Genomic DNA, 17,199 nt, shown 5'->3' with positions numbered 1-17,199 from the left:
AGAGGGCTCGCCGCCGCCCTCTCTGCACTCTCGGCTCCCGGCAACAAAAATCGCCGCTGCGCGGAACCTCAGATTCTGACGTCTGGCTTTCGGGTACGGCTCGACTCGACATCCCTGTCTCGTTTCGCCTTAGCCAGCATCCATGCTGGCTGCCCCGGCCAGACGTCAGAATCTGAGGCGATTTTTAGCCGGACGTTAAACCCTCAGAGTACGCAAAAGTTGTGCGAAACATACAGCGTAGGTCGGGTAAGCGCAGCGCCACCCGACAGAGGGCTGCGCAAAGGTGTCTTGATACGATTACTCCGCCTCCTTTGCGGTAATCAGCACCCGCCAGCGCCGCCGCCGGCGGCACAGCCGCCGGTGCAGAGCCTCCACCTGCGCAAGCGTTATCCCCGCTATTGCCGCCTCGCTGACTTCCGGCAGCCCCCAGCGGCGGCGCAGAGCCTCTTCTGCCGGGAAGACGGCTTCGGCACGCAGCGCGCGGCGCGCCTCTTCCAGCGCGTCGGCGGTAAAGGTCACGTCGCGCAAAAAATCCTTACAGCAGCGGAGCAGCGTCCGCCAGCCGACGTCCGGGGACTGCACCGCCAGCAGAATGCCGTCCACGTCGGCGACGCGCAGCGCGCGGGCGGAGACGGCGTAGCCCAGCCGCTGCTCCACCCGCAGGCGCTGAAAGAAGCGCGGAGCGTAGAGATGCCCCAGCGCGCGCAGCGCCGCCAGGGCGCTGTCGTCGCCATCCGGCAGCGGGATAAAGATAACCAGCGCGTCGTCCTCTCCGGGACAGGCGATGCCGCTGACGCCCGCGCCCAGCGCCGCGGCCTGCGCATCCTCCGGTGGCGCAAGCGCGCCGAGGGCGACGGCCAGCGCCTGCCGCTGCGCGTCGTCGGCGCCGTCCCAGGCCGCCAGCCAGCGGCGATTTTCACGTCCGGCCATGAACTGCAGCGGCAGCGCGGCGATCAGGCGGCGCAGGGCGATGCTCTCGCCGCCGCCGGGCGGCGCAGGTTCAACCGGCCCGGCCAGCGCCTGCGCTATCTGCGCCACTGTCCCAATCGCGCTGCTGCTGTCGTCAGGCAAATTGAGTGCAAGCTGCCAGACGCCCTGCTGCTGGCGCCACTCGCCGCGCCCGCCCGCGTGGCGCAGCAGCGCCAGCAGCGGCCGCAGGCGGCGGTGCAGGACCTGCGCCTCGCCGTCGGGCAGCGGCTGAAAGAAGGCCGGGCGCAGCAGCAGCGTCGGCGACGGCTCGCCTGATGTGAAGGTCAGCAGCGGAAACGGCGCGCCGTCCGAAGGCGGCGGCGCGGCGGCGCCCCGGCGCGGGTAAAATGAGAAAGCGACCGGCGCGGCGTCGGCGGAAGGCGCCTGCCGCCAGTCGGCCACGGCGAGGCGGAATCCCTGCGTCTCCTTGATCTGCACCTCCCGGAGCGCGGGCCCGGTCAGCAGGCGCAGCGGCCCGGCGCGCCGAATCTGCAGGATCAGGCCGGTAAGGTCGGCGCCCTCGCCGGGCGCGGCGCCGAGCGCCCGAGCCCGCAGCTGCTCCAGCGGCGAAAGATGGCCGAACTCCGCCTGCGCCAGCCGCCGGTAGTGCTCCCGCTGCGCCGCTCCGGCGTCCATCACCGCCGCAAGGTGCTGATAAAAAAGCCGCTCGATGCGCGCCGCCCGCGCGTCGTCCAGCGCGGCGGCGCGAAAGACAATCGCCAGCCAGCCGCCCTGCGCTTCCCGCCACGGCAACTCGACGTCGAGGCTATCGCACAGCTCCTCCTCCCGAAGCTGAGCCAGCAGTCCGCCTGGGGCATCGTCGTTCCAGAAGCGGCTAAGCTGCGCGACGGCGGCGCTCAGACTCTCCCCTCCACCGCTGAGGCGGAAGGTCAGCCAGAAGCGGACGTCGCCGGGGAGGCGCAGCAGACGACTGCGCGCCTGCTGCGCCGGAGCAATCACCCCGCCGGGACGCGCCTCCCCGGCGGGCAGCAGGCTGCCGTATGTCTCCGCCAGCCGCGCCAGTTCCGCCAGCGGCTGCGGGCCCTGCAGCCACAGCGCGGCGTTGGCGGCGCCGTAGTAGCGGCGGTGAAAGGCGCGCAGCGCCGCTGCCGTCTCCGTGACGTTGTCACCAAACGAGCGCCCGCTGCCGACGCGAAATCGGCCGAGAGACGGCGGGTCGGGCAGAAGATCGAACAGCGCCGCCTCGCAGAGCGTGTCGGCATGGGTCTGCAGCAGGCGGTACTCGGCGTCAATGACCGCGATTTCCTGAGTAATTGCCCCCGGCAGGAGCAGCGGCGCGGCCAGCATATCCACCAGCCGCGCCAGGCCGACAGGCAGATCGTCGGCGCCGGCCTGAAAGAAGAAGGCGCTCTCGCCCAGCCGGGTCGACGCGTTGACCTGCCCGCCCCGCCGCTGCGCCCACGGCATCAGCCTCTCTTCACCGCGAAAATCCGCGCTGTCGGCAAACAGCAGGTGCTCCAGCAGATGCGCCAGCCCCGGCCAGCGGTCCGGCTCCTGCAGGCTGCCCGCGTCTACCTTCAGCAGCGCCGCCGCCTCCCGGGCCTGCGGCTGGTGGATCAGATGGCAGCGCAGGCCGTTGGCGAGCGTCAGGCGATCCATGTCGATCACAGGATGCGCTGTTTGTGGATCAGCTGCGAGTTGACCCGATTGCGGAACTGCAGCTGGTGGATGGCGATATCGCTGCAGTTGGCCTCCCGCCGGGCCTCGAGGATTTTGTCGTGGTGCGCCGATTTGCTGCACACCGGATCGGCGTTATCGGCATTGCCGGTGAGCATAAAGGCCTGGCAGCGGCAGCCGCCGAAGTCTTTCTCTTTCTCGCTGCAGGAGCGGCACGGCTCCGGCATCCAGTCAAAGCCGCGGTAGCGGTTAAAGCCGAAGGAGTGATACCAGATCTCTTCCAGACTGTGTTCCAGCACCGAGGGAAAGGCCACCGGCAGCTGGCGGGCGCTGTGGCACGGCAGCGCGGTGCCCTCCGGGGTGACGCTGAGGAATATGGCGCCCCAGCCGCCCATGCAGCCCTTCGGGCGCTCCTCGTAGTAGTCGGGGGTGACGAACAGCAGGTTGGTGAGGTTGCCGCTGCCCGCCATGCGCTGGCGGTAGTCGGCTACCGTCGCCTCGGCGCGGGCGATCTGCTCCCGGGTGGGCAGCAGTCCCTTGCGGTTGGCGAAGGCCCAGCCGTAGAACTGGCAGGTCGCCAGCTCCACGTCGTCCGCCTCCAGCTCGAGGCACAGGTCAATGATGCGGTCAATCTGGTCGATATTGTGCCGGTGAAGCACGAAGTTGAGCACCATCGGGTAGCCGTGGGCCTTGACCGCCCGGGCCATCTCCAGCTTCTGCGCAAAGGCCTTTTTCGACCCCGCCAGCGCGGCGTTCAGGGTCTCGTCGCTGGCCTGAAAGCTTATCTGGATATGGTCCAGCCCGGCGTCGGCAAAGGTATCGAGCTTGCTGCGGGTCAGGCCGATGCCGGAGGTGATCAGGTTGGTATAAAACCCGAGATCGCGGGCGGCCTTAATCAGCTGCGGCAGGTCTTTGCGGGTCAGCGGTTCGCCGCCGGAAAACCCGAGCTGGACGCTGCCCATCGCCCGCGCCTGGCGGAAGACCTCAATCCACTGTTCAGTGCTGAGCTCCTTCTCCTGCGCGGCAAAATCGAGCGGATTGGAGCAGTACGGGCACTGCAGCGGGCAGCGGTAGGTCAGCTCGGCCAGCAGCCACAGCGGCGGGTTTACGCCCGGCTTAATCGGCTTCACGGCAGAGTATCCATTTCTGTTCAACCGCCGCCTGCAGGAACTCTAAAACGTCGTCGCCGACGCCGCCCGCCTCGGGAAAACGTTCGTCAAGCGCGCTAATAATCGCCGCCGCATCGCGCCTGCCGTCCACCAGTTCGAGAATGGCGGTGGCGGTTTCGTTGAGTTTGGCCATCCCTTCCGGATAGAGCACCACGTGGCTCTCCTGGGCCGGCTCCCACTGCAGGCGGTAGCCCCGGCGAAACGCGGGGATCAGGGTTTCTTTCATCACAATTTATACCAGTCTGGTGGTGTGCCAGGCCGCCTTGTCGGTGACCGTGTGATAGGGAGGACGCTGCAGGCTGTAGGCCATGGTCATGGCGTCGAGCATTGTCCACAGAATGTCGAGCTTAAATTGCAGGATCTCCAGCATCCGGGCCTGCTGTTCGGCGGTGGTGAAGGTCTCCAGCGCCAGCGCCAGGCCGTGCTCTACGTCGCGGCGGGCCTGGCCGAGGCGGCTGCGGAAGTAGAAGTAGCCCTCCTCTTTGATCCACGGATAGTGCTGCGGCCAGCTGTCGAGCCGCGACTGGTGGATCTGCGGGGCAAACAGCTCGGTAAGCGAGCTGCAGGCGGCCTCGCGCCAGCCGGCGCGGCGGGCGAAGTTGACGTAGGCGTCCACCGCAAAGCGCACGCCGGGCAGGACGTGCCGCTCGGAGAGCAGTTCGTCGCGCGTCAGCCCGACCGCTTCGCCCAGCTGCAGCCAGGCCTCGATGCCGCCCTCGCCGTCGGCGCCGCCGTCGTGGTCGAGAATGCGCTGCACCCACTTGCGGCGGGTGGCCGGGTCCGGGCAGTTGGCCATGATGGCCGCGTCCTTGAGCGGGATATTGGTCTGATAGTAGAAACGGTTCGCTACCCAGCCGCGGATCTGTTCCGGCGTCGCCTCGCCGTTGTGCATGGCAACGTGGAACGGATGATAAATATGGTAGTAGTCGCCTTTGGCGCGCAGCGCCTGCTCGAATGCCGCCGGGCTCAGAGCTTCAGTCACGATGTTAACTCCTGCAGGTCAATCACCATCCCGTCTTCGCTGACCTCAATGCCCTGCTGCGTCAGGAACCGGCGCTGGGGTGAATGCTCGTCGAGGATCGGGTTGGTGTTATTAATATGGATAAGAATTTTGCGCGTTGCCGGCAGGGAAGCCAGCAGGGCTATCAGCCCCTGAGATTCGGACAGCGCCAGGTGGCCCATCGCCCGGCCGGTATTCTTGCCGACGCCGGCGGCCAGCAGCTCATCGTCCTGCCAGACGGTGCCGTCGATCAGCAGGCAGTCGGCCCTGCGCAGCCACGGCATGATAACGGCGTCCGGCTCGCCCAGCCCCGGGGCATAGAGCAGGCTCCGGCCGCTGAGGCGGTTTTCAATAAACAGCGCTACGTTGTGGCCGGGCAGCGGCCGGTCGCGGTACGGCGAGTACGGCGGCGCGTTGCTGAGGATAGGAATGGCGGTAAAGGCCAGGTCCGGGCAGGCGTCCACAACAAAGGGTTCCAGCGGCGTGACGGGCCGGTGCTGCAGGCCGCCGTTCCAGTGGCTGAGCATGGTGAAGATGGGAAAACCGCTGCTGAGATCGGCGTGGACCTCCGGCGTACACCACACCTGGTGCGGGCAGCCTTCGCGCAGACTGAGCAGGCCGGTGACGTGGTCAATCTGGCTGTCGGTCAGGATTATGCCGCCAATGTTGGTCCCGCGCAGCGCGCCTTTTTTATTCAGTTCGGGGGTATGGGCGATCTGCTGGCCGATGTCCGGCGAGGCGTTGCACAGCACCCACGCTTCGCCGCCGTCGCTGACGATAATCGAGGACTGGGTGCGGGCCTTCGCGGCAAGAGTCCCGCTGCGCAGGCCGCTGCAGTTGGCGCAGTTGCAGTTCCACTGCGGAAAGCCGCCGCCTGCGGCAGAGCCAAGAACTTTTATTAACATGAGAAGTAACCGGGGATGAAAAAGAAAATGCCCGCGCGGCGGCGGGCAGAACGCTTAGCGGTTGGAAATGTACAGCGTCACTTCCAGACCCAGGCGCAGATCGACAAACTCAGGTTTTTTCCACATGTTTTTTTCTCCCTTGATTTACTGATGCAGGATAATCCTGCGATATCGTTGCGGCAGGAGGCGCACCCCCGCCTGTACAGCATAGCCTGCTGATGGTGCGACAACGCGCCGGGCATATCAACCCCACGCAGAGAAGGGTCATTCGCTACTGGCCCCAAATCTGCTTAAGCACCCGCTGCCAGTTTTGCCAGCCGATTTTCTCCAGCAGACAGTGATCATAGCCAAACTCACGCAAATGTGCATAAAGCGCGGGCAGTCCGGCCGCATCTTTTAGCGCATCCGGGGTGGTAATACCGTCGAAATCGGAGCCGAGAGCGACGTGATCCGCACCCATGATATTCAGCAGGTAGTCGATATGCGCCGCCACAATAGCCAGCGGCGTATCGCTATCGCGCCGGCCGTCCGGGCGCAGGAAGGCGTTGCCGAAATTGACGCCCACCGCGCCGCCGCTGTCGCGGATCGCCCGCAGCTGATCGTCGGTGAGATTGCGCGGCTGCGGGCAGAGCGCGTGGGCGTTGGAGTGGGTCGCCACCAGCGGCGCGGCGGAAAGGCGCGCGGTGTCCCAAAAGGCCCGGGCGTTCATGTGCGACACGTCAATCAGCATCCCCAGCCGGTTAGCGTCGGCGATAAGCGCCTCCCCCGCCGCGGTCAGACCCGGGCCGCTGTCGGGCGAACCGGGAAAATCGCCGGTAACGCCTTCGCCGAAGATATTGGGCCGGTTCCAGAACGGGCCGATGCTGCGCACCCCCGCCTGATAAAAGGCCGCCAGGGTGTCGCCGTCGGCATCGAAGCCGCCCGCGCCTTCAATATGGGCCACCGCCGCCAGCGCGCCGTCCCGGCGGCAGGCGGCAATCTCTTGCGTATTCCGGCAGAGGCGGACGCGGCCAGCGGAGCCCGCCGCCAGCGCATTGAGGATGTCGAGCTGCTGCCAGAGGATCGCCAGCGGCGACAGGCGCTCGGCCGCCCGCGCCGGGGCGTGCTTCTCAAGGTAATCCTCCGGGGGGACAAACAGGGCGAACAGACCGCCGGTAAAGCCGCCGCGGCGCATGCGCGGGTAGTCGAGATGGCCCTTTTCAATGCCGCTGAAGAATGCCGCTACTGGGTCATCTCGGTGGTGCAGCCACAGGTTAAGCAGCAGGTCGTTGTGGCCGTCAAAAGTCAGGTGCGGCATCGGGTTTTATCTCCTCCGGTTCGGCTGGTCTGGCGTATTGAACCACGCCGGGACGGTGGATGACCATCACCGCCGTCTTTTCCTCCGCCAGCCGCGTCAGGTGGATTTTTTAGCCCCGGGCGTCGCGTCGCAATAATGGCAACAATTGCTAACTCAGTCGCACACTTTGCGCACATTATGTGCAGATAGTGACCCGCTGGCGATAAATACTGAAAGCAGAAGAGCATATGGCCTTAACCGAAAATGGGATTACCGGAGGATATGCCGATGGACAACTCGATCTATTCACTGAAGAATTTTGACTTCCTGGCGCGCACCTTCGCCATCATGCAGGTTGAGGGACACCCTGTCGATATCAACGCCGTGACCGGCAATATGGACGACGAGCACCGCCGCTGGTTCTGCGAACGCTATGCCTACTATTGCCAGAAGGAGCGCGAGGAGAAAACGCTGATCCTGAGTTAATCATTTCGCCGGGCGGTCACGCTGTCCGGCGCTACTCCCGCCTTAATGACGCCACTTTTCCCATGGTTTATTTTATCCGACGTCTGTCGTAGTCTCGCAGAGGGCGTTTACTTTTTCACCTCTGTACCAACAGCCGGCGCTCCTCGCCGCCCCGCTTTACGCTTCCCCCCCTTTTCACAGGAGATAAGCAATGAGTAAGATTGGTATCAATGGTTTTGGCCGCATCGGACGCCTGGTGCTGCGCCGCCTGCTGGAAGTCAGCAGTCCTCTTGAAGTGGTCGCCATAAACGACCTCACCTCGCCGAAAGTGCTGGCCTATCTGCTTAAGCACGACAGCAACTACGGCCCGTTTCCGTGGAGCGTGGATTTCACCGAGGATGCGCTGATCGTCGACGGTAAGAAAATTGCTGTCTACGCCGAGAAAGAGGCGAAAAACATCCCGTGGACTGCGGCGGGCGCGGCGCTTATCGTCGAATGCACCGGCTTCTACACCTCTGCGGATAAAGCGCAGGCTCACCTCGACGCCGGTGCTAAAAAGGTGCTGATTTCCGCCCCCGCCGGGGAGATGAAAACCATCGTCTACAGCGTCAACGACGATACCCTCGACGCCGACGACACCATTATCTCAGTCGCCTCCTGCACCACCAACTGCCTGGCGCCGATGGCGAAGGCGCTGCACGACGCCTTTGAGATTAAGGTCGGCACCATGACCACCGTTCACGCCTATACCGGCACCCAGGCGCTGGTGGACGGCCCGCGCGGCAAAGATCTGCGCGCCTCCCGCGCGGCGGCAGAGAACGTTATTCCGCACACCACCGGCGCGGCAAAGGCGATTGGCCTGGTGATCCCGGCGCTTAACGGCAGGCTGAAGGGCCACGCCCAGCGCGTGCCGGTGAAAACCGGCTCGGTGACCGAACTGGTGTCGATTCTGGGGAAAACGGTTACCGCCGACGAAGTGAACGCGGCGCTGAAGGCGGCGACGCAGGGCAATGAATCTTTCGGCTACACCGAGGAGGAGATCGTCTCCGGCGACGTTATCGGCAGCCATTTCGGCTCCATCTTCGACGCCACGCAGACGGAAGTCATCTCGGTGGGCGACCTGCAGCTGGTGAAAACCGTCTCCTGGTACGATAACGAGTACGGTTTTGTTACGCAGCTGGTGCGGGTACTGGATAAGTATATCGCGCTGTAGCCGCGGATTGCCGGGCGGCGGCTGCGCCTTGCCCGGCCTACATCTGACCGACATTACGCCAGCGCAGCTCATCTCAGACAGCGCTGGCGCAGCCTCACCCCTGCGACACCTGCTCCATCGCCTGCAGGATACGCTTATCGGAGATCGGATACGGCGTCCCCAGCTGCTGGGCGAAGTAGCTGACCCGCAGCTCCTCGATCATCCAGCGGATCTCCTGGACGTCGGCGTCGTCGCGGCGCGCGGGCGGCAGCTTGTTGAGCCACTGCTGCCACGCCTGCTGCACGCTCTCAACCTTCAGCATCTGGGCGCGGTCGCGGTGCGGGTCGATAGCCATCTTCTCCAGGCGCCGCTCGATGCCGTTGAGATAGCGCAGCGTATCGCCGAGGCGCTTGAAGCCGTTGCCGGTGACGAAGCCGCGATAGACCAGGCCGCTCATCTGCGATTTCACGTCCGACAGCCCCAGGGCCATGGTCATGTCCACCCGCCCCTTCAGGCGCTTGTTAATATTGAAGACGGCGGTGAGGATCTGCTCGACCTGTTTGGCTATCTCTACCACGGTGTCGTTCAGCTCCGCGCGCACCTTGTCGTGCAGTCCGGCAAAACCCTCTTCCGTCCATACCGGCCCGCCCGCTTCGTCAATCAGCTTATCAACGCCGCAGGAGATGCAGTCGTCAATCAGATCCAGCACCTTGCCGTAGGGATTAAAGTAGAGCCCGAGCTTCGCCTTATTGGGCAGCTTCTCGTGCAGGTACTTGATCGGCGACGGGATGTTGAGCAGCAGCAGGCGGCGCAGGCCGCGCCACATGGCGGTCTGCTGCTCCTGCGGGTTGTCGAACAGCTTAATCGCCACGCTGTCGCGCTCGTCCACCAGCGCCGGCCACGCCTTGACCCGGTAGTTGCCGCGCTTCTGCTCGTAGTGGTCCGGCAAGGTGCCGAAGCTCCACAGGTGCAGACCGCTCTGCTCGATGCCGTCGTCGGCCACCGCCGAGAGGGTCTCCTGCACTTTGCTTTTCAGCGCGTCCTTGAGGGCGGTCAGGTCGCGGCCTTCGTTCAGCTTACGGTGCTTATCGTCCACCACCCGGAAGGTCATTTTCAGGTAATCGGGCACCTGATCCCACTGCCAGTCGTCGCGGTCAACGGTGACGCCGGTCATCCGCCGCAGCTCGCGCTCAAGCGCGTCGAGCAGCGGCACGTCGGTATCGGTGACGCGACCTAAAAACGCCTCGGCGTAATTCGGCGCGGGCACAAAGTTGCGGCGCACGGGCTTCGGCAGAGATTTGATCAGGGCGATAACCAGCTCGCGGCGCAGGCCGGGGATCTGCCACTCGAAGCCGGCCTCGTCTACCTGGTTGAGCAGCGGCAGCGGGATGTGCACCGTCACGCCGTCGGCGTCGGTGCCCGGCTCGAACTGGTAGCTGAGGCGCAGCTTGAGGTTGCCCTGGTGCCAGAAGTTCGGGTAGTCGAGCTTGCTGACGCTCTCCGCCCCTTCCTTGATGAGCATACTCTTTTCAAAGTTGAGCAGGTCCGGCGTTTCTTTCGCGGCCTTTTTCCACCAGCTGTCAAAATGGCGGGCGGAGATAACCTCGTGGCTGATGCGCTGGTCGTAGAACTCAAACAGGGTTTCATCGTCCACCAGAATGTCGCGGCGGCGCGATTTGTGCTCCAGCTCCTCGACTTCGTTGCGCAGCTTGAGGTTGTCGCGAAAGAAAGCGTGGCGGGTCTGCCAGTCGCCTTCCACCAGCGCGTGGCGGATAAACAGTTCCCGGCACAGGGCCGGGTCAATCTGGCTGTAGTTGACCTTGCGGGCCGCGACGATCGGCAGGCCGTAGAGGGTCACTTTCTCGGTGGCCATCACCGCGCCCTGGGCGCGCTCCCAGTGCGGCTCGCTGTACGAGCGCTTAATCAGATGCTTCGCCAGCGGCTCGACCCACTCGGGATCGATGCGCGCAGCAATGCGCCCCCACAGGCGGCTGGTCTCCACCAGCTCGGCGACCATCGTCCACTTCGGCGGCTTTTTAAACAGTCCGGAGCCGGGGAAGATGGCGAAGCGCGCGTTGCGCGCGCCGGTAAACTCCTGCTTGTCGGCGTCCTTCATGCCGATGTGCGACAGCAGGCCGGTAAGCAGCGCGAGATGGATCTCGCGATATTCAGCCGGTTCGCTGTTGACCGGAATGCGCAGCTCCTTCACCACCTGGCGCAGCTGGGTGTAGATATCCTGCCACTCGCGCACCCGCAGGTAGTTGAGAAAATCGGTGCGGCACAGGCGGCGGAAGGCGTTAGACGACAGCGCCTTCTGCTGCTCGCCGAGGTAGTTCCACAGGTTGACGAAGGCGAGGAAGTCGGACTCTTTGTCGTGGAAGCGGCGGTGCTTCTCATCGGAGGCCTGCTGCTTCTCCATCGGCCGCTCGCGCGGATCCTGAATGGAGAGCGCCGAGGTGATGATCATCGCCTCGCGCACGCAGCCGTGGTGCTGCGCCTCCAGCACCATGCGGGCCAGGCGCGGATCCACCGGCAGCTGGCTGAGCTGGCGGCCCATCGGCGTCAGCTTATAGACCGTCTGCTGTTCATCGGTGGTAATGGCTCCCAGCTCCTCCAGCAGGCGCACGCCGTCCTGGATGTTGCGCTTGTCCGGCGCTTCGACGAACGGGAAGGCGCCGATATCGCCGAGACCGAGGGCGGTCATCTGCAGAATGACCGACGCCAGGTTGGTGCGCAGAATTTCCGGATCGGTAAATTCCGGGCGCGAGAGGAAGTCGTCCTCGGAATAGAGGCGGATACAGATCCCTTCCGAGACGCGGCCGCAGCGCCCTTTTCGCTGGTTGGCGGAGGCCTGCGATACCGGCTCGATCGGCAGGCGCTGTACCTTGGTGCGGTAGCTGTAGCGGCTGATGCGCGCGGTGCCGGGATCGATAACGTACTTAATGCCCGGCACGGTGAGCGAGGTTTCCGCGACGTTGGTCGCCAGCACGATGCGCCGACCGCTGTGGGACTGAAAGACGCGGTTCTGCTCGCTGTTGGAGAGCCGGGCGTAGAGCGGCAGGATCTCGGTGTGGCGCAGGTCGCGCTTGTTCAGCGCATCGGCGGTATCGCGGATTTCCCGCTCGCCGCTCATAAAGATCAGAATATCGCCCGCGCTTTCGCGTCCAAGTTCATCTACGGCGTCAAATATCGCCTGCAGCTGGTCGCGCTCGGTGTCGTCGGCCTCTTCGACGATAGGCCGGTAGCGCACTTCAACCGGATAGGTCCGGCCGGAGACCTCAATAATCGGCGCGTGGTTAAAATGCTTCGAGAAGCGCTGCGGATCGATGGTCGCCGAGGTGATGATCACCTTCAGGTCGGGACGGCGCGGCAGCAGCTCCTTGAGATAGCCGAGGAGGAAGTCGATGTTCAGGCTGCGCTCGTGGGCCTCATCGATGATGATGGTGTCGTACTGCATCAGCAGGCGGTCGGTCTGGATCTCCGCCAGCAGGATGCCGTCGGTCATCAGCTTGACCATCGTATTGTCGCTGACGTGGTCGTTAAAACGCACCTTATAGCCGATGCAGCCGCCGGGCTCGGTCTGCAGCTCTTCGGCAATGCGGTTCGCCACCGTGCGCGCCGCAAGCCGTCTTGGCTGGGTGTGGCCAATCAGCCCCTTCACGCCCCTGCCCAGCTCCATACAGATCTTCGGCAGCTGGGTGGTTTTGCCGGAGCCGGTCTCCCCGGCGACGATGACCACCTGGTTATCGCGCACCGCGTTGAGAATGTCCTGCTTCTTCTGGCTGACCGGCAGGTTTTGCGGATAGGTGATGGCCGGGCGCGCGGCTTCGCGCTGCGCGACCGTGCCTGCCGCCCCGGCAATCTCCGCCGCCATCGCCTGCATAATGGCCTGCTGAGATTCAGGATTTTTAACTTTCTTCACGCCGTGCAGGCGTTTGGCAAAGCGCTGTTTATCCCGCAGCATCAGGTCGTTGAGCCGATCGTAGAGCTGCGAAAAGGAAATTTTTACGTGTTCTGTCATAGCGTTATCGGACGGCGAACCGTCGGAAAAATGTCTCAGTTTTTGTTGCCCGTAGAATACCACATCAGGGTTTCGCTTGCCTTGTTCAATAAAATTGAACAGAGGATTCGATATATTGCGCTATCTCTGCCTCACGATTGTGAATAGAGTGTCAACAAGCAACGGGGCCTCGGCCCGTCAATCTCATAAAAGGAACACCTCATGAGCAAAGTATTAGTTCTTAAATCCAGCATTCTGGCAGGCTATTCACAGTCCAACCAGCTGACCGACTACTTCGTTGACCAGTGGGCTGCTAAGCACCCAGGCGACGAAATTACCGTTCGCGATCTGGCCGCCACCCCGGTGCCGGTACTGGACGGCGAGCTGGTCGGCGCGATGCGTCCGAGCGATGCGCCGCTGACCCCGCGTCAGCAGGAAGCGCTGGCCCTGTCCGACGAGCTGATCAATGAACTGCAGGCCCATGACGTCGTGGTTATCGCCGCGCCGATGTACAATTTCAACATCCCGACCCAGCTGAAGAACTACTTCGACCTGGTAGCCCGCGCCGGCGTCACCTTCCGCTACACTGCCGAAGGTCCGGAAGGTCTGGTGAAAGGTAAGCGTGCTATCGTGGTGTCCAGCCGCGGCGGCATCCATAAAGACACCCCGACCGACCTGCTGGTGCCTTACGTGAAGCTGTTCCTGGGCTTTATCGGCATCACCGACGTGAACTTTGTGTTCGCAGAAGGCGTGGCCTACGGTCCGGAAGTGGCCGAGAAAGCGCAGAGCGATGCGAAAGCGGCAATTGATGGGCTGGTTGCTGCGTAAGATCTTCACCTCCCGCCACCTGGCGGGAGGTTTGCTTTTTCCCCGCTAGTTGTTATCCGCCAGATGAATGCTGGCCCCTCTCTCGTCCGGCAGCCGCCGCGCTTCAAGAAAAACGTTCCGCCAGTAGGCCGCGTCCAGCGATGAGCGCGTCACGCCGCTGTGCACCGACGCGTGCAGGAAATGACGGTCGGTATCGTAAAATCCAACGTGCAGTTCGCGATGAATGCGGAAGAACACCAGATCGCCGGGCTGCAGCCGCGACGGTTCGATACGTTGCCCCATATGAATCAGCTCGCGGGTGGTGATCCGCGACATCGGCAGGTTAAACCGGTCCTTCAGGGTGCGCCAGACGAAGCCCGAGCAATCAACGCCGCGCAGCGTCGTGCCGCCGTAATGATAGGGCGCGCCCTGCCAGGTGTGCATCTGATCGTGAAGGGCGGCCAGCACCGGGATAAGATCCTGCTGCGGCCGCGCGTTTTTGCTCGACTGCAGGGGGGCGTAGCGGCGGTGTTTAACCTGGGATGAGCAGCCGGCCAGCAGGCCGAGCGTCAGGATGATTAAGACAATGTTGTGCATTAGCGGGCCAGATCCTTTCCGGTCAATGGGTTACTCAGCCCGGACTACTCTATTTTGCCGCCCGCTATTTTCAATAGGTGAAATGTTATAAAACGTGACAATCATTTAACATCGCCACCTGCCGCGAAGGCTACCTGAGCCCCTTATTTCGCCGATTTCGGCCGCAGACTCTCATCAAATGTCAGCCTCGTCCGCCCCTCCTCCACTTCCTTCAGCGGCTCTACCTGGTGCATCGTCAGCTTACAGCGCTCCACCAGCACCTGATACTCGCGGGTGCCCTGCTTTTTCCAGGCTTTTTCCTCATCGCTGAGCGCGCGGATCGCTTTCGCCGGGCTGCCGATAATCAGATGGTCGGCGGGCATGTCGGCGCGCGCTTTGACAAAGGCCGCCGCGCCGACGATGCTGTTTTCGCCGATAACCGCGCCGTCCATCACCACCGCGTTCATGCCCACCAGCGCGTTGCGGCGAATGACGCAGCCGTGGAGGATGGCGCTGTGGCCGATATGGCCGTCCTCTTCCACCACCGTGTCCTGCTCGGGGAAGCCGTGCATCACGCAGTTGTCCTGAATGTTGGCGCCGTCTTTCACCACAATGCGGCCAAAGTCGCCGCGCAGGCTGGCGTTCGGCCCGACGTAGACGCCTTTGCCGAGGATCACGTCGCCGATAAGAACCGCCGTCGGGTGGACGTAGCTCTCGTCGGGGACGACCGGGGTTAAACCATCAATTTGATAGACAGGCATTGTCACTCCTTAGCTATGTTTTCAGGCCGCCGAAGCGCTGCCAGAATGATGACGCGGGCTGCGGCAGCGGGCCGACGGAGGTTTCCCCCTTTTCGCTCACCCACGCCAGCGCGCCCGGGGCGACGCGGCGGTAGATATTTATGCACAGCTGACGCGCGCTCTGCCCCAGCCAGTGGGCGGGCAGCAGTGCCTCGGGCAGCAGCGGATCTTTGAGGATCACCCGGCGGTAGAGGTGGATCAGCAGCAGTTGAATCGCGAAGCAGCGGGCGGGCGTCAGCTCGTCCTCATCGGCCTCGCGCAGCAGCGGCAGCAGCGGCCGGAAGGTGGCGATAAAGTCTTCATACAGCTGGTTCTGCCCGGTGAGCTGCCAGCACTCCTCGACCCGCGCGCGCAGGGCGCTGACCGAGGTCGCCAGCGGCGACTGCGCTTCGAAGCAGATAACCTGTTCGGCAACGCCCGCCTCGTGCAGCAGGGCCTGCACGTCCGCCAGCCGCTGCGACGGCGACGCCAGCAGGTTCGGCGCCAGGGTGCCGAAGCCCTGCCAGAGAAGCTGTTTTTTGACGTCGGCGAGGGTATTTCTGTCGAGGCCCTCGGAGAGCAGCAGCAGCCAGTTGCCGTCCCAGGCCGGGGCCTCGGCGCGGTAGATTTTGCTCTCCGCCCGGCGCGTCAGGCGCATGCCCTTATCGCTGAGGCGATAGAAGCTGCGCCTCCCGATACGGTCCACGTCCAGCCAGCCCTCTTTGTTGAGTCGGAACAGCGAGGTGCGCACGAAGCGGTCGCCGAAGCCGAGCCCCTCCAGCAGCGCCGTCAGGCTGCCGAGCCAGATTTCGCCGCCGCGATGGGAGAGCGAATCACCGTAGAGCGAGGAGATCAGCGACGTGCCGCTGACCGGCGCGGCGCTGACCGCCTGCTGAATAAAGTGGTCGAGTTTACTCATCTGATTCATTCTGCTGTATTTTTTATGTTGTCTGAATCATAGCACAGAGTAACCGCCCGGCGGCGAGCGCCCTCAACGCGCCCGCCGCAAAAAGCCTGCAGAGAAACGGAGCGCGGAAACACGCCGCACAGTAAACAGCGTGGCGTTTCCGGTACACATTCGGCTGCTTTACCCGTTCGCCGCCATCTTGCGCAAATCAAACACCCGGCACGCCTTGCCCTCCGAGCGCGGAATGCTGCCGCAATTGACGATCATCACATCGGTGGAAATACCGACCATCGACTTAATGCGGTGGCGCAGCTGGTGACATACCTGGCAGCGCTGCTCGTGGGTCAGCGACAGGCTGGTTTCGCGCAGCTCGACCTTTACCGACAGCGAATCAAGGTGGCCCCGGCGGTTGACCTCCAGCTGATAGTGCGGCGACAGGTGTTCGAACTTAACAATCTCCTCCTCCAGCTGCGAGGGAAAGACGTTGACGCCGCGGATGATCAGCATGTCGTCGCTGCGCCCGCTGATGCGGTCCATGCGGCGCATGGTGCGCGCGGTACCGGGCAGCAGGCGGGTGAGATCCCGGGTGCGGTAGCGAATAACCGGCAGCGCCTCTTTGGTCAGCGTGGTGAACAGCAGCTCGCCCTGCTCGCCGTCGTCGAGCGGCGTGCCGTCATTGGGGTTGACGATCTCCGGGTAGAAGTGGTCTTCCCAGATGGTCGGGCCGTCGGCGGTTTCGATACACTCCATCGCCACGCCCGGGCCCATCACCTCCGACAGGCCGTAGATGTCGAGCGCGGTGATGCCGAGGCGCTGTTCGATTTCGCGGCGCATCGCCTGGGTCCAGGGCTCGGCGCCGAAAACGCCGGTGCGCAGCGAACAACGGCTGGCGTCGCCGCCCATCTGGCGCTCCAGCTCCTCGATCAGGTTCAGGCAGTAGGACGGGGTCACCATGATCATATCCGGCTGAAAATCGCGGATCAGCTGCGCCTGCTTTTCGGTCTGGCCGCCGGACATCGGGATCACCGTGGCGCCGAGCCGCTCGGCGCCGTAGTGGGCGCCGAGGCCGCCGGTAAACAGGCCGTAGCCGTAGGCGACGTGAATTTTATCTTTCGGCGTACCGCCCGCGGCCCGCAGCGAGCGGGCGACCAGATCGGCCCAGGTGTCGATATCCCGCCGGGTGTAGCCCACCACCGTCGGTTTACCGGTGGTGCCGGAGGAGGCGTGCACCCGCACCACCTGCTCCATCGGCACGGCGAAGGTATCGAACGGATAGTTGTCGCGCAGATCCTGCTTGGTGGTGCAGGGAAATTTGCGGATGTCGCTCAGGTCGCGAAAATCGTCAGGGTGGACGCCCGCCGCGTCGAACTTGCGGCGGTACATCGGCACGTTATCGTACGCATGCTTAAGGGTCCACTTCAGGCGTCGGGTCTGTAAGTCCCGCAGCTCGTCCACGGACGCGGTTTCGATGGTTTCTAATTTTATTGTCATTTTCAGGGTACTCGCAGGTTATTGC

Annotated in this window: 15 protein-coding genes; 3 read left to right on the top strand and 12 right to left on the bottom strand. The window is 63.7% G+C overall.

Translation table 11 applies throughout. The features are described from left to right. Window positions 1-297: 297 nt before the first annotated feature. The 7 genes from pqqF to ENGE1_RS04600 form a co-directional block, all read right to left on the bottom strand. Window positions 298-2,589, bottom strand: a complete 2,292-nt coding sequence (gene pqqF / locus ENGE1_RS04630) for a pyrroloquinoline quinone biosynthesis protein PqqF (RefSeq protein ID WP_048252605.1) — start codon at window positions 2,587-2,589, stop codon at window positions 298-300. A gap of 5 nt (window positions 2,590-2,594) precedes the next feature. Next, the gene (gene pqqE, locus ENGE1_RS04625; protein WP_043084203.1) at window positions 2,595-3,737 is read right to left on the bottom strand and encodes a pyrroloquinoline quinone biosynthesis protein PqqE; all 1,143 of its coding nucleotides are present in this window, start codon (window positions 3,735-3,737) and stop codon (window positions 2,595-2,597) included. Beyond that, complete coding sequence (gene pqqD / locus ENGE1_RS04620; protein WP_048252604.1) at window positions 3,724-4,002, bottom strand: pyrroloquinoline quinone biosynthesis peptide chaperone PqqD; 279 nt, start codon at window positions 4,000-4,002, stop codon at window positions 3,724-3,726. Before pqqD ends, pqqE begins: the two co-directional genes overlap by 14 nt. A gap of 6 nt (window positions 4,003-4,008) precedes the next feature. Next, the gene (gene pqqC / locus ENGE1_RS04615) at window positions 4,009-4,761 is read right to left on the bottom strand and encodes a pyrroloquinoline-quinone synthase PqqC (RefSeq protein WP_225823565.1); all 753 of its coding nucleotides are present in this window, start codon (window positions 4,759-4,761) and stop codon (window positions 4,009-4,011) included. After that, entirely contained in the window at window positions 4,755-5,681 is a 927-nt protein-coding gene (gene pqqB / locus ENGE1_RS04610; RefSeq protein WP_045287725.1) for a pyrroloquinoline quinone biosynthesis protein PqqB, read from the bottom strand. The genes pqqC and pqqB overlap by 7 nt, the downstream gene beginning before the upstream one ends. Window positions 5,682-5,735: 54 nt before the next feature. Further along, window positions 5,736-5,807 (bottom strand): pyrroloquinoline quinone precursor peptide PqqA, encoded by a 72-nt coding sequence (gene pqqA, locus ENGE1_RS26740; RefSeq protein WP_010617686.1) that lies wholly within the window; start codon window positions 5,805-5,807, stop codon window positions 5,736-5,738. A 145-nt stretch (window positions 5,808-5,952) separates the two neighbouring features. Beyond that, window positions 5,953-6,978 carry a dipeptidase gene (locus ENGE1_RS04600; RefSeq protein WP_048252602.1) on the bottom strand — a complete coding sequence of 342 codons (1,026 nt, stop codon included), beginning with the start codon at window positions 6,976-6,978 and terminating at the stop codon, window positions 5,953-5,955. A gap of 267 nt (window positions 6,979-7,245) precedes the next feature. On the opposite strand from ENGE1_RS04600, the gene glgS reads away from it, so the two are divergent. Further along, on the top strand, window positions 7,246-7,443 hold the full coding sequence (glgS, locus tag ENGE1_RS04595) for a cell surface composition regulator GlgS (RefSeq protein WP_043084212.1): 198 nt from the start codon (window positions 7,246-7,248) through the stop codon (window positions 7,441-7,443). 190 nt (window positions 7,444-7,633) lie between these two features. Beyond that, window positions 7,634-8,635, top strand: coding sequence for a type I glyceraldehyde-3-phosphate dehydrogenase (gene gap, locus ENGE1_RS04590; protein WP_048252601.1), 1,002 nt, complete (start codon window positions 7,634-7,636; stop codon window positions 8,633-8,635). Between the two features lie 94 nt (window positions 8,636-8,729). Here gap and hrpA read toward each other — a convergent pair whose 3' ends face one another. Next, window positions 8,730-12,635: an ATP-dependent RNA helicase HrpA gene (gene hrpA / locus ENGE1_RS04585; RefSeq protein ID WP_048252600.1), complete on the bottom strand. Its 3,906-nt coding sequence runs from the start codon at window positions 12,633-12,635 to the stop codon at window positions 8,730-8,732. Between the two features lie 201 nt (window positions 12,636-12,836). Between hrpA and azoR the strand changes: the two genes are divergently transcribed. Beyond that, complete coding sequence (gene azoR / locus ENGE1_RS04580) at window positions 12,837-13,442, top strand: FMN-dependent NADH-azoreductase (protein WP_048252599.1); 606 nt, start codon at window positions 12,837-12,839, stop codon at window positions 13,440-13,442. A gap of 45 nt (window positions 13,443-13,487) precedes the next feature. Here the strand turns inward: azoR and ENGE1_RS04575 are convergent, their stop codons facing one another. The 4 genes from ENGE1_RS04575 to paaK form a co-directional block, all read right to left on the bottom strand. Continuing rightward, window positions 13,488-14,018, bottom strand: coding sequence for a C40 family peptidase (locus ENGE1_RS04575; protein ID WP_043084219.1), 531 nt, complete (start codon window positions 14,016-14,018; stop codon window positions 13,488-13,490). A gap of 143 nt (window positions 14,019-14,161) precedes the next feature. Then, a complete protein-coding gene (paaY, locus tag ENGE1_RS04570; protein WP_048252598.1) occupies window positions 14,162-14,758 on the bottom strand; it encodes a phenylacetic acid degradation protein PaaY in 597 nt (198 codons plus the stop codon). A gap of 13 nt (window positions 14,759-14,771) precedes the next feature. Beyond that, window positions 14,772-15,704: a phenylacetic acid degradation operon negative regulatory protein PaaX gene (gene paaX / locus ENGE1_RS04565; RefSeq protein WP_048252596.1), complete on the bottom strand. Its 933-nt coding sequence runs from the start codon at window positions 15,702-15,704 to the stop codon at window positions 14,772-14,774. Window positions 15,705-15,863: 159 nt separating this feature from the next. After that, window positions 15,864-17,174, bottom strand: coding sequence for a phenylacetate--CoA ligase PaaK (paaK, locus tag ENGE1_RS04560; protein WP_048252595.1), 1,311 nt, complete (start codon window positions 17,172-17,174; stop codon window positions 15,864-15,866). Window positions 17,175-17,199 lie beyond the last annotated feature (25 nt).

The organism is Pluralibacter gergoviae ATCC 33028 = NBRC 105706 (assembly GCF_001598855.1).
Lineage (GTDB): Bacteria > Pseudomonadota > Gammaproteobacteria > Enterobacterales > Enterobacteriaceae > Pluralibacter > Pluralibacter gergoviae.
Note: the sequence above shows the minus strand (reverse complement) of the source record. Positions and strands in the feature narration are given on the sequence as shown.

Excerpts from the sequence above, each read along its gene's own strand:
- glgS (WP_043084212.1), top strand. The coding sequence starts at position 7,246 with ATGGACAACTCGATCTATTCACTGAAGAATTTTGACTTCCTGGCGCGC.
- ENGE1_RS04575 (WP_043084219.1), bottom strand. The coding sequence starts at position 14,018 with ATGCACAACATTGTCTTAATCATCCTGACGCTCGGCCTGCTGGCCGGC.
- paaY (WP_048252598.1), bottom strand. The coding sequence starts at position 14,758 with ATGCCTGTCTATCAAATTGATGGTTTAACCCCGGTCGTCCCCGACGAG.
- paaX (WP_048252596.1), bottom strand. The coding sequence starts at position 15,704 with ATGAATCAGATGAGTAAACTCGACCACTTTATTCAGCAGGCGGTCAGC.
- paaK (WP_048252595.1), bottom strand. The coding sequence starts at position 17,174 with ATGACAATAAAATTAGAAACCATCGAAACCGCGTCCGTGGACGAGCTG.
- pqqD (WP_048252604.1), bottom strand. The coding sequence starts at position 4,002 with ATGAAAGAAACCCTGATCCCCGCGTTTCGCCGGGGCTACCGCCTGCAG.
- pqqF (WP_048252605.1), bottom strand. The coding sequence starts at position 2,589 with ATGGATCGCCTGACGCTCGCCAACGGCCTGCGCTGCCATCTGATCCAC.
- azoR (WP_048252599.1), top strand. The coding sequence starts at position 12,837 with ATGAGCAAAGTATTAGTTCTTAAATCCAGCATTCTGGCAGGCTATTCA.
- gap (WP_048252601.1), top strand. The coding sequence starts at position 7,634 with ATGAGTAAGATTGGTATCAATGGTTTTGGCCGCATCGGACGCCTGGTG.
- hrpA (WP_048252600.1), bottom strand. The coding sequence starts at position 12,635 with ATGACAGAACACGTAAAAATTTCCTTTTCGCAGCTCTACGATCGGCTC.
- pqqB (WP_045287725.1), bottom strand. The coding sequence starts at position 5,681 with ATGTTAATAAAAGTTCTTGGCTCTGCCGCAGGCGGCGGCTTTCCGCAG.
- ENGE1_RS04600 (WP_048252602.1), bottom strand. The coding sequence starts at position 6,978 with ATGCCGCACCTGACTTTTGACGGCCACAACGACCTGCTGCTTAACCTG.